The organism is Maribacter spongiicola (genome assembly GCF_052119685.1).
Taxonomy (GTDB): domain Bacteria; phylum Bacteroidota; class Bacteroidia; order Flavobacteriales; family Flavobacteriaceae; genus Maribacter; species Maribacter spongiicola_A.
The window spans coordinates 13269-30170 of sequence record NZ_JBGQOO010000013.1 but is presented as its reverse complement, the minus strand read 5'-3'; the positions used below and the strand labels follow the sequence as shown (position 1 = coordinate 30170).

At 32.2% G+C, this 16902-nt stretch carries 12 protein-coding genes; 9 read left to right on the top strand and 3 right to left on the bottom strand.

Annotated elements, in window-relative coordinates:
* Positions 1-26: 26 nt before the first annotated feature.
* Both ACEN2N_RS15820 and ACEN2N_RS15815 read right to left on the bottom strand, forming a co-directional pair.
* On the bottom strand, positions 27-1961 hold the full coding sequence (locus tag ACEN2N_RS15820) for a polysaccharide biosynthesis protein (RefSeq protein WP_441825225.1): 1935 nt from the start codon (positions 1959-1961) through the stop codon (positions 27-29).
* On the bottom strand, positions 1958-3046 hold the full coding sequence (locus tag ACEN2N_RS15815) for a DegT/DnrJ/EryC1/StrS family aminotransferase (RefSeq protein WP_441825298.1): 1089 nt from the start codon (positions 3044-3046) through the stop codon (positions 1958-1960). Before ACEN2N_RS15815 ends, ACEN2N_RS15820 begins: the two co-directional genes overlap by 4 nt.
* 290 nt (positions 3047-3336) lie before the next feature.
* Here ACEN2N_RS15815 and ACEN2N_RS15810 point away from each other — a divergent pair, with 290 nt between their 5' ends.
* From ACEN2N_RS15810 to ACEN2N_RS15770, 9 genes are all read left to right on the top strand, one after another.
* Positions 3337-4734: a nucleotide sugar dehydrogenase gene (locus ACEN2N_RS15810; RefSeq protein ID WP_441825224.1), complete on the top strand. Its 1398-nt coding sequence runs from the start codon at positions 3337-3339 to the stop codon at positions 4732-4734.
* On the top strand, positions 4731-5753 hold the full coding sequence (locus ACEN2N_RS15805; protein ID WP_441825223.1) for an NAD-dependent epimerase: 1023 nt from the start codon (positions 4731-4733) through the stop codon (positions 5751-5753). The genes ACEN2N_RS15810 and ACEN2N_RS15805 overlap by 4 nt, the downstream gene beginning before the upstream one ends.
* A 45-nt stretch (positions 5754-5798) precedes the next feature.
* Entirely contained in the window at positions 5799-7256 is a 1458-nt protein-coding gene (locus tag ACEN2N_RS15800; RefSeq protein ID WP_441825222.1) for an MBOAT family O-acyltransferase, read from the top strand.
* Positions 7222-8253: a hypothetical protein gene (locus ACEN2N_RS15795; RefSeq protein WP_441825221.1), complete on the top strand. Its 1032-nt coding sequence runs from the start codon at positions 7222-7224 to the stop codon at positions 8251-8253. Before ACEN2N_RS15800 ends, ACEN2N_RS15795 begins: the two co-directional genes overlap by 35 nt.
* Positions 8254-8339: 86 nt before the next feature.
* Positions 8340-9716 carry an MBOAT family O-acyltransferase gene (locus ACEN2N_RS15790; RefSeq protein WP_441825220.1) on the top strand — a complete coding sequence of 459 codons (1377 nt, stop codon included), beginning with the start codon at positions 8340-8342 and terminating at the stop codon, positions 9714-9716.
* A gap of 139 nt (positions 9717-9855) precedes the next feature.
* Positions 9856-10653, top strand: a complete 798-nt coding sequence (locus ACEN2N_RS15785) for a hypothetical protein (protein WP_441825219.1) — start codon at positions 9856-9858, stop codon at positions 10651-10653.
* 94 nt (positions 10654-10747) lie between these two features.
* The gene (locus ACEN2N_RS15780) at positions 10748-11740 is read left to right on the top strand and encodes an SDR family oxidoreductase (protein ID WP_441825218.1); all 993 of its coding nucleotides are present in this window, start codon (positions 10748-10750) and stop codon (positions 11738-11740) included.
* A gap of 128 nt (positions 11741-11868) precedes the next feature.
* Positions 11869-13149, top strand: a complete 1281-nt coding sequence (locus tag ACEN2N_RS15775; protein WP_441825217.1) for a nucleotide sugar dehydrogenase — start codon at positions 11869-11871, stop codon at positions 13147-13149.
* A 646-nt stretch (positions 13150-13795) separates the two neighbouring features.
* Positions 13796-15796 (top strand): hypothetical protein, encoded by a 2001-nt coding sequence (locus ACEN2N_RS15770; RefSeq protein WP_441825216.1) that lies wholly within the window; start codon positions 13796-13798, stop codon positions 15794-15796.
* A 69-nt stretch (positions 15797-15865) separates the two neighbouring features.
* Here the strand turns inward: ACEN2N_RS15770 and ACEN2N_RS15765 are convergent, their stop codons facing one another.
* The gene (locus tag ACEN2N_RS15765) at positions 15866-16810 is read right to left on the bottom strand and encodes a glycosyltransferase family 2 protein (RefSeq protein WP_441825215.1); all 945 of its coding nucleotides are present in this window, start codon (positions 16808-16810) and stop codon (positions 15866-15868) included.
* Positions 16811-16902: the final 92 nt, after the last annotated feature.

The window sequence follows — 16902 nt, the reverse complement described above, 5'->3', positions numbered from 1 at the left end:
TATAAATATGGTTAATGTTCAAATGATTAAGGTTGTACTATTTTTAAAGGAGCTTTGGTATCGTCCGCAGAATTTGGTGTTTTATCAAGCTCACAGAAATCTGAATTTTTAGACACGTATTCCGGAACAATCTCTTTCATTAATTTCACCGTGTTTCCGCTAAAGAACATATTGGTAATACATAACTCATCTATTTTCGATCTTACTTTCGCATATTCTACATCACGCACTTTGCTGATCTTGATTTTCTGATGATACGTTGGCAAGGTATTTTCTCCATTGGCCAATAACTCTTCATACAATTTTTCACCTGGTCTTAATCCGGTAATTTTTATATCGATATCTTCTGGGTATCTTAATCCAGAAAGCTTGATCATATTTTTGGCCAGATCAAATATCTTAACCGATTCGCCCATATCAAATATAAATATCTCACCACCTTCACCCATTGCACCTGCCTCTAAAACGAGTTGAGATGCTTCTGGTATGGTCATAAAATAACGGGTAATATCTTTATGGGTCAAGGTCAACGGCCCACCGTTTTCAATTTGCTTTCTAAATAATGGAATTACAGACCCGTTCGAGCCCAAAACATTACCAAAACGTGTGGTTATAAATTTAGTTTTGTTTTCTTTTTGCATACAGCTGATATACAATTCTGCAATACGCTTCGTTGCCCCCATCACATTAGTTGGGTTTACCGCTTTATCTGTAGAAACAAACACAAATTTCTCGACACCATGCAATACAGATAGATCCGCTACATTTTTTGTTCCGCCAATATTGATCTTAATCGCCTCGTAAGAATTGTATTCCATTAAAGGCACATGCTTATATGCTGCAGCGTGAAAAACTACATTTGGCCTATGTTCCCCAAATAAGGCATTCATTCTATTCTTATCTCGAATATCGGTTACGATCGGTATAAAATTATGAAATCCGTTTTGCTTCAATTCTTGTTGTAGATCATATAAAGCAGACTCGGCAGAATCAATAACAATTAAAGACTTGTAACCATAATTACATATTTGACGAACAATCTCACTACCAATAGAACCAGCACCACCGGTAACTAAAACGGTCTTATTCATCAACTCCATAGCAATTTTACTGTTCTTAATAGTAATAGGTGCGCGATCTAATAAATCTTCTATCTGCACTTGCTTAATTTGAGAAACTTTTAATTCTCCGTTGATCCAATCTTCAATTGGCGGTACTATTTTTACCACAATCGGCAAATCGACCAAACCTTCTACGGTCTTTCTTAATTTACGGGAATCTATATTCTGTATAGAAAAAATAATTTCAGAAATATTGTTTTTTACAATGAATGCTTCGGTTAAGGTTTTTCTTCCAAATACAGGAACACCATTAATGTTCTTGCCAATTTTCTTAGCATCTCTATCAATGTATCCAATTACCTTGTACCTACTTTGCATATTATTTGTAATTGCACTGTGTGTAAGTACGCCTGAATCGCCAGCACCATAAATAATAATATTTTTGGTCACCTTAATATTACTATTCATTTTGTTATAAAAAGACTTAAATACAAAACGAGAGGCAACTAAACCAATAAATGCAATCAAACTATTAATAATGATTATAGACAATGGTATCGTAAATTGACTTAGTACACCAAGCTGTCTGTTGGTCAATACAATGAAAATAACAATAATGCTAAAAAAACAAACGGCATTGAAAATATTATAGACATCTCTAACTCCTGTATGTCGAACCACACCTTTGTAAGAACCTACAATTAAAAAAGCGATCAAAGCAGCTGCTGCAATTAAAGGTATCTGAACCAAAAAATTATGGATATCAAAATTTAAGGTTAAGTTGAAGCGAATAAAATAAGATAGTATAAATGAGAAAACTACCGTTAATAGGTCAATGCCTAACACCAACCATTTAGAGGCATAGCGTTGTGCATTATAATTTAGGTATTTCTGGATCATGATAAAACGTTTTTGATAGTTGTTACAACTCGTTCTAATTCTTCATTGGTTAAATTAGAACCACTCGGCAAACAAAGACCTCTTTCGAACAACGATGCCGAGGTACCATCTACAAACTGCTTCGAACTTTTAAAAATCGGTTGAAGGTGTAGTGGTTTCCATAAAGGTCTAGACTCCACATTCTCTTCTAGAAGGGCTAACCTAAGTTTTTCTCTCATTTCAAAAGATGGCGTTAAGATACAACTTAACCATCTATTTGAAAAGTACCCTTTGGGTTCAGAAAGAAATTCAATTTGTTTAAATTGATTTAAAGACTCTATATAGTATTGATGATTGGCTCTACGTGCGTTTACCCGGTCTTTTAAAACTTCCATTTGACCACGCCCTATACCTGCCAATACATTACTCATTCTGTAATTATACCCAATATGAGAATGTTGGTAATGCGGTGCATCATCTCTAGCTTGTGTTGCTAAGAATATAGCTTTTTCGGCATAGTCCTTATTTTTAGAGACTAAGGCACCACCACCTGAAGTAGTTATTATTTTATTTCCATTAAAAGACAACACTCCGATATCACCAAAAGTACCACAGGCAATGTTATTACATGAACTACCAAGGGCCTCTGCACTATCTTCTAAAATTGGAATTTCAAATTCATCGGCTATAGCTCTTATTTCGGCAACTTTATACGGCATGCCATATAAGTGAACGGCAATAATCGCTTTTGGTTTTTTACCTTCTTTAATTCCGCTTTCAATAGCTTTTCGTAAAAGTACTGGAGACATATTCCAAGTCTCTGTTTCACTGTCTACAAATACAGGTTCTGCACCCAAATAAGCAATTGGGTTGGCAGACGCAGAAAATGTAAAACTTTGACAAATGACATCATCACCTTTGCCTACACCTAATAATTCAAGTCCTAAATGAATAGCTGCCGTCCCAGAACTTAAGGCGGCCACATGAACGGCATTGCCTAGTTCATCTTTAATAGCCTGCTCAAAAGCATTAACATTGGGCCCCAATGGTGCTATCCAATTTGTATCAAAGGCTTCATTAACATAGTCTTGCTCTGTTCCTCCCATATGCGGAGAAGAAAGCCATATTTTGGTAGGTGTTGCAATGGTTTTCAAAAGTTGTTCATTTAGGGTTACAAATATAAGATTCAAAATTAACTATACATTTAACCAAATCACTCAATTCATAGTATAATTCGTTTAATTCGTGTAAATTATCGGTTAAAGGAAATGGCATACGTCATTTATCGTATCTACAAGCTTTTGAACCCAGTAAATAACGACTTCATCTAAAATATATTTTCTAATCGAGCGTTATTTTTTAATCTTTGCATTTTTTAATCCCTATTAAACCATTAATGAAAAAAATTACTAAAATTTGTTGTATAGGTGCTGGTTACGTTGGCGGCCCAACCATGTCTGTTATTGCTAAACAATGTCCAGAAATACAAGTAACAGTTGTAGACATTAATAAAGACCGTATTGATCAGTGGAATACTACCGATTTAGATCAACTTCCTATATATGAACCAGGATTAAAAGAAATCGTTGGCGAAAGACGCGGTAAGAATTTATTTTTCTCTACCGAAGTTGATAAAGCTATCGATGAAGCTCAAATGATATTTATCTCTGTAAACACCCCTACCAAAACCTATGGTAAAGGGAAAGGGCAAGCAGCAGATTTAAAATTCATAGAACTTTGTGCCCGTAATATTGCCAAAGTAGCTAAAGATGACAAAATTGTTGTTGAAAAATCGACACTTCCTGTTAGAACCGCTCAGGCAATTCAAAATATTTTAGATAATACCGGCAACGCTGTTAAGTTTGAAATTTTATCTAATCCAGAGTTTTTAGCGGAAGGTACGGCTATTGAAGATTTAATTCATGCAGACCGTGTATTAATTGGTGGTAATGATACGCCAAGTGGTCAAGCTGCTAAAGACGCACTAAGTGCTGTATACGAACATTGGTTGCCGAAAGAACGCATATTACAAACGAATGTGTGGTCTTCAGAGTTATCAAAACTAGTTGCCAATGCCTTTTTGGCACAACGTGTATCGTCTATTAATACCATATCGGCACTTTGCGAAAAAACAGATGCCAATATTCAAGAAATTTCTAGAGCCATTGGTTTTGATAGTAGAATAGGATCTAAATTTTTAAATGCATCGGTTGGTTTTGGAGGGTCTTGTTTTCAGAAAGACATCTTAAACTTAGTCTATATCGCAAGGTCTTATGGCTTAAATGAAGTTGCCGATTATTGGGAGCAGGTAATTATTGCCAATGATTATCAAAAAAGTCGCTTTGCCGAAAACATTATAGCTAACCTTTATAATACCATTTCAGGTAAAAAGATTGTTATATATGGCTGGGCATTTAAGAAAGATACGAATGACACGCGCGAATCTGCCGCCATTGCAGTTGCAGATGCTTTATTAGAAGAACGTGCCGAAATCATCGTATATGATCCAAAAGTTTCTGAAGAACGCATTTATGCCGATTTAGATTACTTAAATACAAGATCACCAGAAGAAAATAGAAGATTATTGAAGGTAACCAACGATCCTATTGAAGTGACGAAAGATGCACATGCCATTGCAATTTTAACCGAATGGGATGAATTTAAAACCTATGACTGGGAAAAAATTCATCAGCAAATGCTTAAACCTGCATTTGTGTTTGACGGTAGACGTTTGTTAGATACGGACACTATGAAAGGTATTGGCTTTAATTATTACAAAATAGGGCAATCATGAAAATTTTAGTAACCGGTGCTGCCGGTTTTATTGGCTTCTTTGTTTCTAAAAGTTTAGTAGAAAAAGGTCATGAAGTTGTTGGCTTAGATAACATCAATGACTATTACGATATCAATCTTAAATATGCCAGGTTAAACGAACTTGGCATGGCTAGAAAAAATGCAGAAGAATTTAATGTACTTACAAAAAGTGCTACTTCCAATTCATTTTCTTTTATTCGATTAGCTTTAGAAGATCGCGAAAATCTACCGAAGTTATTTCAAGCACAGCATTTTGATGTAGTTTGTAATTTAGCTGCGCAGGCAGGTGTTCGTTATAGTTTAGAAAACCCCGAAGCATACGTCGATAGTAATGTAGTTGGTTTTTTAAATATTTTAGAATGCTGCCGTAATTACAAGATTAAACATTTGGTATATGCCAGTAGCTCAAGTGTATATGGTTTAAACGAAAAAATACCTTTCGAAACCACCGATGCTGTTGACCACCCTGTAAGTTTATATGCTGCTACTAAAAAGAGCAATGAACTTATGGCACATTCGTATAGTCATTTATACGGATTCAAAACTACGGGGCTACGTTTCTTTACAGTGTATGGACCCTGGGGCAGACCAGATATGGCCATGTTCTTATTTACCGATGCCATTGTAAATGACAAGCCCATAAAAGTATTTAATAACGGGAAATTGGAGCGCGACTTCACCTATATCGATGACATTACAGAAGGTGTTGTGCGTATTATTCAAAAACCGGTTACCGAGCAATTAGAGAAAAAAGGTTCTTTTAAAATTTACAATATTGGCAATAGTAAATCTGTGAAGTTGATGGATTTTATTACCGCTATAGAAGAGAGTTTAGATACCGTAGCTAAAAAAGACATGTACCCTATGCAACCTGGCGATGTTGAAAAAACCTGGGCAAATGTAGATGACTTAATAGCTGATTATGACTATCGCCCAAATACGCCTATACAAGAAGGAGTTGACAAGTTTATTACATGGTATAAAGAATACTATTTTTAAAAAACCCAAAAAAACCTAGATTTCCAAATATAAACTAAGTAGTCTATGCTATTTAACTCCTTAGAGTTTGCTATTTTTTTTCCAATAATATTTATACTTTATTGGTTTGTTTTCAATAAAAACATAAAATCTCAAAATATATTAATTTTAGTAAGTTCGTATGTTTTTTACGGGTGGTGGGATTACAGATTTTTAGGATTAATTCTTTTATCCACCATAGTAGATTATTTTATTGGTATTAAAATACACAAGAGTAATTCAAAAATTCACAGGAAACTTTTTTTATGGATTAGTGTTATATTTAATCTTTCCGTTTTAGGTTTTTTCAAATACTACTCATTCTTTGTTGAATCGTTTGTCGAATTTTTTACATTTTTTGGTTATTCGCTTCAAAATAGTTGGACCATTAAAATTATACTACCAGTAGGCATTTCTTTTTATACATTTCAAACCATGTCTTACACTATAGACATATATAGAAAAAGTTTAACCCCGACTAAAAACTTTATTTCGTTTGCATCATTTGTTTCATTTTTCCCTCAACTTGTAGCTGGTCCAATAGAAAGAGCAAGCAATTTACTACCACAAATTTTAAGAGAAAGAAAATATGATTATGACCAAGCTAGGCAAGGATTAAGATTAATTCTTTGGGGCATGTTTAAAAAGGTGGTAATAGCAGATTCTTTAGCTCCAACCGTGAATCAAATTTTCGAAAATTATAGTACACTAAACAGTACTACTCTTCTGCTAGGTGCTATCTATTTTTCATTTCAAATTTATTGTGATTTTAGCGGATATTCAGACATAGCCATTGGAACCTCTAAAGTATTAGGTTTTGAGCTGATGTCAAATTTTAAGACTCCATATTTCTCCAGAAATATTGGAGAGTTTTGGCGAAGATGGCACATCTCTCTCTCCACATGGTTTAGAGATTACTTGTATTTCCCAATAGGAGGGTCAAAATTTTCAAAATTTAAATCAATAAGAAATATATTCATTATATTTCTTGTCAGTGGATTTTGGCATGGAGCTAATTGGACTTTTATATTTTGGGGTTTGATACATGCTATGCTATACTTACCATCCTTTCTTTTCAAAACGAACAGAAACTATGTAAGTGCTGTTGTTGCAGAAAATAGACACTTACCTTCTTTAAAAGAAATTTATCAAATACTAACGAATTATTTTTTTGTTACTATTGCGTGGATATTTTTTAGATCGCCAACTATTAATGTAGCATTTTACTATTTAAAAAAAATGTTTTCCTTCGATTTCGGTAGCAATGAAGGTGAACTTGGCTCTTTTTCTTTTTTGAATTTAAATTTAACTATAGCGGGGTTTATTATAATCGAATGGTTAATCAGAAATGATGAAAGAGATATTTACTCCTTTTTAAAAGATAAACACATTATTCGATATTCCTCATATTTAATTATAGCTATTATTATAATTTATAAATACCTACTTAATGACAAAGCAAGCTTTATATACTTCCAGTTCTAAATTAAAACTAATTAAGAAAGTTGGTTTATTTATATTATTTACTTTTTCTCTACTATTGCTCTCTTTTGAATTATATAATCCTTTAGCAAATAAACGGTCAAATATTACCGAACAATTCCAAAATAACTTCATACCCGAATTACCACAAATAATTAAGGTTAAATACAACAACATCAATTATTTAGGTGAAAATTTTACAGATACAATAACTAGAAAAAAAATAATATTTTTAGGTTCAAGTACTACTCAATCATTTTATGTTCCTAACAGTTATAAGTGGACTACATTTGCAATTCAGGATCTCAATTTATGGTATAATAATTGTGGAGTCGATGGATTAAAAATCAAAAATCTTACAACTCAAATAGAAAATACTAAATTTATAAACCCAGCATACACTATCATTCTTTTTGACCCGTTTAACAATAATGACCTGATTGATACAGAAGACTCTACACCAAATCTCAAAAAATTTGTAAAAGAAATTAATCTGTTTAAATCAGTTATAATACCATTTATTAGAAGTAAAGAAAACTCCAATATAGGTCATCGAAAAATAAATTGGGAAACAGAGCAGAAAATTTCTAATAAACAAACGAATATTCCAAGAAAACTTAATACTAAGATAAAGGAAAAATTAAATGAAATTAACAAAATTGTTAAGATGAATAATTCAATTCCAATTTTCATTTCTGCACCTACACCTTATGGTAATTATATTAACAACAACGGAATAGATATCTCACAAATTAAAAATAGTATCTCTATAGATGAAAAATATCAAAATTTCAATAATGAAATGAAAATTGCATGTGAAAGCTTAAACATATTTTTCATTGACGGATATTCCCTTCAAAAAAATACTGACTTATTCTATGACGCCACCCACTTTAACCTTGCGGGTTCTCAAGAATTTGGATTATTAATAAATAAAAAACTAAAATCAATAATCAATAAAAGATATAGTTCTAACTATTCAAAGTTAAATTACCAATAACATTTCCAAAGCAAATTTTTAATCCTTTCATTTAATAGTTTTTTATGCTATTTAACTCCATCGAATTTTTAATATTTTTTCCAATTGTGTTTATACTATATTGGTTTTTAAGTGATAAGTTAACATTACAAAACTTAATGCTGTTAGGTGCTAGTTATATTTTTTATGCTTGGTGGGACTGGCGTTTTCTTTCTTTAATAATTATTAGTTCAATTATTGACTATGTTGCTGGCTTATCCATATATAAAGCAAAAACAGAAAAGCAACGAAAGTTTTGGCTAATAGTCAGTTTGACAGCGAATTTAGGCTTTCTATCTATTTTTAAATATTATAACTTCTTTGCCGAATCTTTTAGCCAAGCTGTTTCTACTTTAGGTTGGCAACCGAATGATTTAACGCTAAATATAATATTACCAGTAGGTATAAGTTTTTACACTTTTCAGACATTGAGTTATACCATTGATATTTATAGAAGAAGTTTTGAACCAACAAAAAGCATTTTATCTTTTTTTACCTATATCGCCTTCTTCCCACAACTTGTGGCAGGGCCAATTGAACGAGCCTCTAATCTTTTACCACAAATAGAGAAAAAAAGAACTTTCAATAAAGAATATTTCAATGAGGGTATAATACAAATCTTTATTGGTTTATTTAGAAAAATTGTTATTGCCGATACCCTTGCAACATATGTTGACACCATATATGCAGACCCTAGTCTTTATAATTCTAGTACCGTATTATTAGCCACCTTTTTCTATGCTTTTCAAATTTATTTTGATTTTTCGGGGTATTCAGATATAGCAATAGGCACAGCAAAGGTTATGGGATTTAAATTTCATCAAAATTTCAACTTACCTTATTTCTCTAAATCATTAACCGAATTCTGGCGAAAATGGCATATTTCATTGTCATTTTGGTTAAGAGATTATTTATACATTTCATTAGGCGGCAACAGAAAAGGAATTAAAATCACCTACCGTAATTTGATGATCACTATGTTACTTGGTGGCCTATGGCACGGTAGCTCTTGGAATTTTATCATTTGGGGTGGTATTCATGGTTTAGTGTTGAGCATTGAGAAATATATAAAATCTAATTCACGCTTTAGCTTTTTAAATAGATTCGCTTTTTTAGGCTATCCCATCACATTCTTTATTGTACTACTGGCATGGGTATTTTTTAGAGCCACTACATTAAATAGCGCTATTACTGCTATTCATAAGATTTTGATTTTTAAAGGTGGTATTCCCTTTATCGGTGATATTAATGTTATGGTTAATTCATTATTTGTGCTAACCATAGGCATCGCTTTTGATTATTATTTATTTAAAAAAAATATAGCATTAGAGAATTTCGGCAAGAATTTCAAACCTTTGAAAATTGCTATCATTTGCAGCGTATTAATTGTTTTAACAAATCTCTTCTACTCCACTTCAAACAATTTTATATATTTTCAATTTTAACATGAAAAAAAACAACCTAAAATATGTTCTCAAGCTGTCACTACTTTTAGTGGTAATGGTTTACGTTTTTGATAAAATTGCCTATTTCGGCTTAGAAGAATTAAACAAAAATGTTTTTACCGGACAAAGTGGTGGCAAGGTGAATCAATTTTTAAAAGAAAAAGATGAATTAGATTTAATTGTTTTTGGCAGCTCTAGGGCTAATCATCATATCGATAATGCGCAATTATCGGATAAATCATTTAATATCGGGATGGACGGTGCAAAAATTGCTTCAGCTGCAACATTATTAATGACTTTACCAGAAAACAAAGAGCAGACTGTTTTACTTCATCTATCCCCTGGCTATGCTTACGATACGTTATATAATGGTGATGATATCAAAGCTTTATCCAAACTATACAATCAAAATAAAATTATAAAAAGAGAATTTGACCAACTTAACAAAATCACTTTTTTGAAAAAGTTTTTTTGGACCATAAATTTTAATGGATCGACGTTGGGTTTATTAAAAAATTACTTTTTTCCAAAAAATGACGTAACAAATTATAAAGGTTTTGACCCTATAAAAGTGACTGAGCAACAAAAAGAAATTTTTAAAAAGATTAGTAATCAAAAAATAGATATTACCTGCCCTAATGACTATCAGCTAAATTCTATTTATGAAAAGTATATAAATGATATTGACACATTTTGTAGAAAAAACAATAAACGCTTAATCATTTTTACAGCCCCCATTTACAAAGACGATTGTAAAAAAGATGATAATGCTCTAAGTCTATTTTTAAATAAAAAGAAAATAACTTATTGGAATTACACTGACCTATTTCAAAATAATAGGGCCTTAGAAAACTGGCGAGATAATACCCATCTGTCAGACAAAGGAGCAAAAATTTTTACAGATTCCATTAAGGTCAAATTAATTGCAAATAAATAATCTTTCTAAAAATGTTAAATTAAATAACATTTAAAATACTAAGGCCCTAATTACAGAGTTCTTATTTACAACTTTACTATTATAACTTAACTACATGAGTTTATACAATCTTAATTCTAATTTTCATATACTTGTTACAGGTGGTGCCGGTTTTATTGGTTCTAACCTTTGTAACGCCTTACTACAAAATGGTAATCAGGTTACCTGCTTAGATAATTTTGCTACTGGAAAGCGCGAAAATGTGGCTCCTTTAACAGACCATCCAAAATTTACCTTGATTGAAGGAGATATTAGAAATTTAAGCGATTGCCAAAAGGCATGTGAAGGTGTAGATTATATATTACATCAAGCCGCCTTAGGCTCGGTACCACGGTCAATCAATGACCCTATCACCAGTAACGATGTTAATGTATCTGGGTTTTTAAATATGCTGGTAGCTGCACGTGATGCCAAGGTAAAACGTTTTATTTATGCCGCAAGTTCCTCTACGTACGGCGATTCAACTAATATGCCTAAAGTAGAAGATATTATAGGCAAACCGCTTTCCCCCTATGCGATTACAAAATACGTGAATGAATTATATGCAGACGTATTCAGTAAAACATATGGAATAGAAACGATTGGCTTACGCTACTTTAATGTTTTTGGTAGAAAACAAGATCCCAACGGCGCTTATGCTGCCGTAATCCCAAAATTTGTAATGCAGCTCATGAATTATGAATCTCCCGTTATTAATGGTGATGGTTCTTTTTCAAGAGATTTCACCTATATCGATAATGTAATTCAAATGAATGTTCGCGCCATAGTTTCAGACAACCAAAACGCGATGAATACCGTATATAACACAGCCTATGGTGAACGGACCGATTTAAATGAACTAACAGAACTATTAAAAGAATATTTAGGGGAATATGACCCAAAAATAAAAGAAGTGAAAAATATATACGGCCCTACAAGAGCCGGCGATGTACCTCATTCTTTGGCATCTGTTGATAAAGCAAAAGAATTATTACATTACGATCCTCAGTTTGATATTAAAACCGGACTTAAAGAAGCGGTCAAATGGTATTGGGAGAATTTGAAATAAGATTTTTCAGGAGTTAGGAGTTAGGAGTTAGGAGTTAGGAGTTAGGAGTTAAAATATAAACAATGGTTGCTTATCGCAACCGTTCTGATAAATTTAAGGTTAGTAAAAATAACCGTAGTATTAAGATTATGAAAGACATTAAAATTGCTATTATTGGTTTAGGCTATGTAGGCTTACCACTTGCTAGATTATTTGCAACTAAATATCCTGTTATAGGTTTCGATATTAATACAGAACGTATTGATGAACTTAGCAAGGGTCATGATAGTACACTTGAAGTTGAAGATGATATCTTACAGGCTGTACAAAAAGATGGTCCTAAAATGGAAACTGGCTTATTCTGTACCAATCAGTTAGCTGATATTGCTGATTGTAATTATTATATCGTTACCGTACCTACCCCTGTAGACAGTACCAACAGACCAATTTTAACACCATTATACAAAGCCTCTGAAACGGTAAGTAAAGTATTAAAGAAAGGTGACACGGTTATTTATGAATCAACGGTATATCCTGGGGTAACTGAAGATGAATGTATTCCGGTTTTAGAAAAAGAAAGTGGTTTAGTATATAATACAGATTTCTTTGCTGGCTACTCTCCAGAACGTATTAATCCGGGAGATAAAGAACATACAGTAGAAAAAATTCTTAAAGTCACTTCAGGTTCTACACCTGAAATTGGGAAAAAAGTGGATGCACTATACGCATCTGTAATTACTGCAGGCACACATTTAGCCCCAACTATTAAAGTTGCTGAAGCTGCGAAAGTAATCGAAAATTCGCAACGTGATATTAATATTGCTTTTGTAAATGAATTAGCTAAAATATTTAATCTTATGGGTATCGATACCCATGATGTATTAGAAGCTGCGGGAACCAAATGGAACTTCCTACCTTTTAAGCCTGGTTTAGTCGGTGGGCACTGTATTGGTGTTGATCCTTATTATTTAGCTCAGAAAGCACAAGAATTTGGGTACCATCCAGAAATTATATTAGCCGGTAGACGTATGAACGATACCATGGGCAAATACGTTTCTTCAGAGGTTATAAAATTAATGGTTCAGAGAGATATTAAAATAAAAGGTAGTAAAATTCTGGTATTAGGGATCACTTTTAAAGAAAACTGCCCCGATGTTAGAAATACTAAGGCGGTAGATGTTATCAGCAATCTAATATCTTACGGTACCAATGTTACTATTTTTGATCCTTGGGCATCTGCAAAACAAGTTGCGCATGAATATAAAATGGATGTCGTAAAAGAATTACCGACAGAAAAATTCGATGCTATTGTTTTAACGGTAGCACATAAAGAGTTTTTAGAAATGGAACTAAAGAGTTTACTAAAGCCAGAAGGTGTCTTATACGATGTAAAAGGTATACTTAAGAAAGATGTAGACGCAAGATTATAATCGCCGTATATTAAAAATTGAAAGGCTTGTATGGATAGAAATATTTATACAAGCTTTTTTTTTGACATAATTTATAGATTTCTCCTCCTATACATTACAAATTCTGCCAGGTATTATAAAGGACTAAGGGGTAGCAATTAAAGAACAGCATCCATTGTTAAGGAATACATTATCAATTGAATTGCGAAAAGCGCCATGCGTACAGCAAACAGCGTTTAGCGTAAAACAAGGTGTCAAGCGAACAGCGTTTAACGCCCAAGCATCTCTCTTTTAGCGTTAAAAAAATTATCTAACGAATTAATATTACTCTTCAAATTCCTAGTAAGATGTTAACAAATGTTGTATTTGGTCGAGTATTTTAAAAAAGAAGTGTAGTTCATCGATTAAAAACATCCAAACAACTAAGAAACCACGTAACCAAAGGGTTATAAATAATTATCTAAAATTTAAAAATCGAAAATGCCTTTAATCGAAAATCATAATTTTAAAAAATAAAATATGAATTTCAGCGTTGAACAACCGTTGCCCCAAAACAAATTATGCAGTTCATCGAAAATAACAGTTATTTCATCGACACAATAACTTATTAGATTATTATTGTAACCCAAATAGTAATTATTTTAATTCAAAAGCAATTTACCTACTTATGTCAAAGTTCATTCGTTTATCCTCCAAAGTGACCCTGTCAATTCTTGCATCATTTTTTCTTTTTTCCTGCAGTAAAGATGCCGATTTATTATCTGAATACGTTATTAAAACAGATGACTCTCAATTAGAAATTTCATTATTAATTAATGATACTTTCTTTATGAACGAAGGTCAAACAACAATTTTAATGGATGTTTTAAATAATGATAATTTGAGTTCTAATAGTACTGTTACCATTATTGAGACCTCCAATCCAATTAACGGTGTTGTCACTATTAATGATGACAATACGTTAACATATAAGGTGGGAGATGACACCAGCCCAGAGGAAACAACTCCTGAGGAAAATACACCAGAAGAAACAACTCCAGCAGAAGAAACAACTCCAGCAGAAGAAACAACCCCAACTGACGAAACAGCTCCAACTGAAGAAACTACACCAGAGGAAGATACCTTTACCTATACAGCAGAAGTGGTTAATGAAGAAACTGGTGAAGTAACTGAAGAACAAGCAACAGTTACTGTATCTGTTAGTGATAACGGGCCAGTAAAAGCATTTCCGAGTGCCTATGGCGGTGGTTCAAATGCTACCGGTGGTAGAGGTAAAGCATTAGCAATCATAAATACTTTAGATAGAAATAAAACTTTAACATATTATCCAGCTGAGAACGGTAATGACGAATATTACGAAGGCGGTTTATTTCCTGCAATGCAAAATGAAAATGTTGGTTACATTGTATTTAATATTTCAGGAAACATTCAACTAGGCGTAGGCGGAACTCAAAATCAATTTGGCTATGATGGTATGGGCGGTGTTAACAACAAAACAATTTTTGGACAATCGGCACCTCAAGGTGGAATTACCTTAACCGGGGGGTCCTTTCGACTTAATGGTAGATATGGGGACAATCAAAATTTAATATTTAGATTCTTGCGTAGTAGGCCTATTTATGATAAGAATGGGGCTAAAGGTAATATTGATGGTATTGCAGATGATGATTCATTTACTTGGGCTTTTTTATTTTATGGCGGAAACGATATAATTGTTTCTAATAGTAGTGCATCTTTTTCTTACGATAAAGCAATGGGTGGTTATGTTGATGCATTAGTAGCCGCTGAAGGTAATACTGTTTATAATTTAACATTTCAAGATAATATTGTTGCTGATAGCCATACAAACATGGCAATGGGAGTTAATCCAAATAAAGATAATAATCCTGAAGATAAAATTGATTACATATCTATAAATGGAAATGTTTTCATAGGATCGAATCGAACTCCAAATGTTAGTTGGAATGGTCAATCGGAAATAATTAATAACGTTGTTTATGAAGTGGGCTCAAAAATGATAAATACTTATTACCAATTAAATTTAAACCACATTAACAACTGGCATGGAATACCAACTAATTCAACATCATACAAAACGCATGCATATCAAGATGTTGGTGTAACCGAAAAAGTATATCCGATAATTTACACAACTGGAAATTTTTACGAAGGTTGGACAAACCCTTTAAGAAGTAATGTTAATAATGAAAATAAAAAAATCTGGACTGATTTTTATGATAGAACAATACCTCTGGCTGATTCATTCTTTACAAATAACAAACATGCACACCCAAACATACCTAATCAATTGATACCCGCATCTGCTGAGGAAGCCTACAATAGTAAAATTATCAATAGAAATGTTGGAGCTAATAAATATTTAGATAACAGCGGTAATGCACAAACCTTTTTAGACCCTTTAGACGAATACTTTTTAAATGCAGTTCAAACTAGACTTGATAAAAAATGGCATCAAGTTAGTGAGTGGGTTTTACCAAATATACCTTCAAATACGAGACCAAACTCTTATGATTCAGATAAAGATGGCATGGCCGATGCATGGGAAATAAAAACATTTGGAAATTTGAACCAAAGTTACAGAGGTGACTTTGATGGTGATGGTTATGAAAATATTGAAGAATATATGAATCAAGTAGATTCAGAATAAGTTAATAGTTTATTTCAGTAAAAGGAATTCTTTAGCCTTGTTAATTTAATTATTAACAAGGCTATTTTTTTATAAGAAAGATTTAAAAGGCCAAAGTATTGTGAACAAAATTTTTAATAATATAGAATCTATACTTCGAGAATAATCATTAAAAGTATAATCTAAATATTTACTCGCCATTAAAAGGGATACAAGTCTTTTTATAAAGTGTTTTGGATAAGTAAATATATAATCCTCATAAAAATAATTCATAAACATTATAGCATACAAACTCATTCCTAGAGCTTTTTTATCATACTTCAATGTAGACAAGCTATTCTGATTATCAACAAAATAAATTCTGATTACATCAGAACAGTATTTAGTTAGGTAATTGTTTTTCGCAAAAATCATCCAAATAAAGCTTTCTGGAATCATTCCTTTTCCTACAATAAATTTATCGATTTTTATACTTTTTAGTAACCTAGTCTTTACCAATCCCCACTTCTCAAAAGACAAACCATATTTGATTGAACTTTCAAAAGTATTACTAAACAAAGGATTTTCTGGTAGTTTCGCACCTATTTCCTCTCCAAATTGATTCTTACATTTACATGTAACACCACTTATCTTGTCTTTTAATTCGTTGGGAATTGAATTATACTGCCGTAAAAATGTTTCCAAAGCATTTGATGTACATTGGTCATCAGAATCATGAATTATAAAAAACTCACCTTTAGCTTTTTCAACTGCTTCGAATAATATACCAAATTTGTTTACATTAACAATATTATTAATATAAGTATGGTCAAAACTTAAATCTGGTAATTTACTATTTATAACTTCATGAGAATTATCAGTAGATCCATCATTAATAATAATAACTTCGAAATCCTTAAAGGTTTGAGCATTTAAAGAATCAAAAACTAAGCTAATGGTTTCCGCTGCATTATATACAGGTACAAATACAGTAAATTTGTATTTATAAATTTCCTCTTCAATTAAATTAAAAACAGGAAGTAAATTTTTCAACATTTTATATAAATAAATAACGAAAATATTAATTATAAATCATAAACACACTATAGCTGTTTTTAATTACTAAATAGTAGTAAGATTAATATATC

What these genes read in the sequence shown, in the direction of transcription:
- ACEN2N_RS15765 (WP_441825215.1), bottom strand. Translation starts at nt 16,810, where the DNA reads ATGTTGAAAAATTTACTTCCTGTTTTTAATTTAATTGAAGAGGAAATT.
- ACEN2N_RS15800 (WP_441825222.1), top strand. Translation starts at nt 5,799, where the DNA reads ATGCTATTTAACTCCTTAGAGTTTGCTATTTTTTTTCCAATAATATTT.
- ACEN2N_RS15770 (WP_441825216.1), top strand. Translation starts at nt 13,796, where the DNA reads ATGTCAAAGTTCATTCGTTTATCCTCCAAAGTGACCCTGTCAATTCTT.
- ACEN2N_RS15780 (WP_441825218.1), top strand. Translation starts at nt 10,748, where the DNA reads ATGAGTTTATACAATCTTAATTCTAATTTTCATATACTTGTTACAGGT.
- ACEN2N_RS15820 (WP_441825225.1), bottom strand. Translation starts at nt 1,961, where the DNA reads ATGATCCAGAAATACCTAAATTATAATGCACAACGCTATGCCTCTAAA.
- ACEN2N_RS15805 (WP_441825223.1), top strand. Translation starts at nt 4,731, where the DNA reads ATGAAAATTTTAGTAACCGGTGCTGCCGGTTTTATTGGCTTCTTTGTT.
- ACEN2N_RS15815 (WP_441825298.1), bottom strand. Translation starts at nt 3,046, where the DNA reads ATGGGAGGAACAGAGCAAGACTATGTTAATGAAGCCTTTGATACAAAT.
- ACEN2N_RS15775 (WP_441825217.1), top strand. Translation starts at nt 11,869, where the DNA reads ATGAAAGACATTAAAATTGCTATTATTGGTTTAGGCTATGTAGGCTTA.
- ACEN2N_RS15810 (WP_441825224.1), top strand. Translation starts at nt 3,337, where the DNA reads ATGAAAAAAATTACTAAAATTTGTTGTATAGGTGCTGGTTACGTTGGC.
- ACEN2N_RS15795 (WP_441825221.1), top strand. Translation starts at nt 7,222, where the DNA reads ATGACAAAGCAAGCTTTATATACTTCCAGTTCTAAATTAAAACTAATT.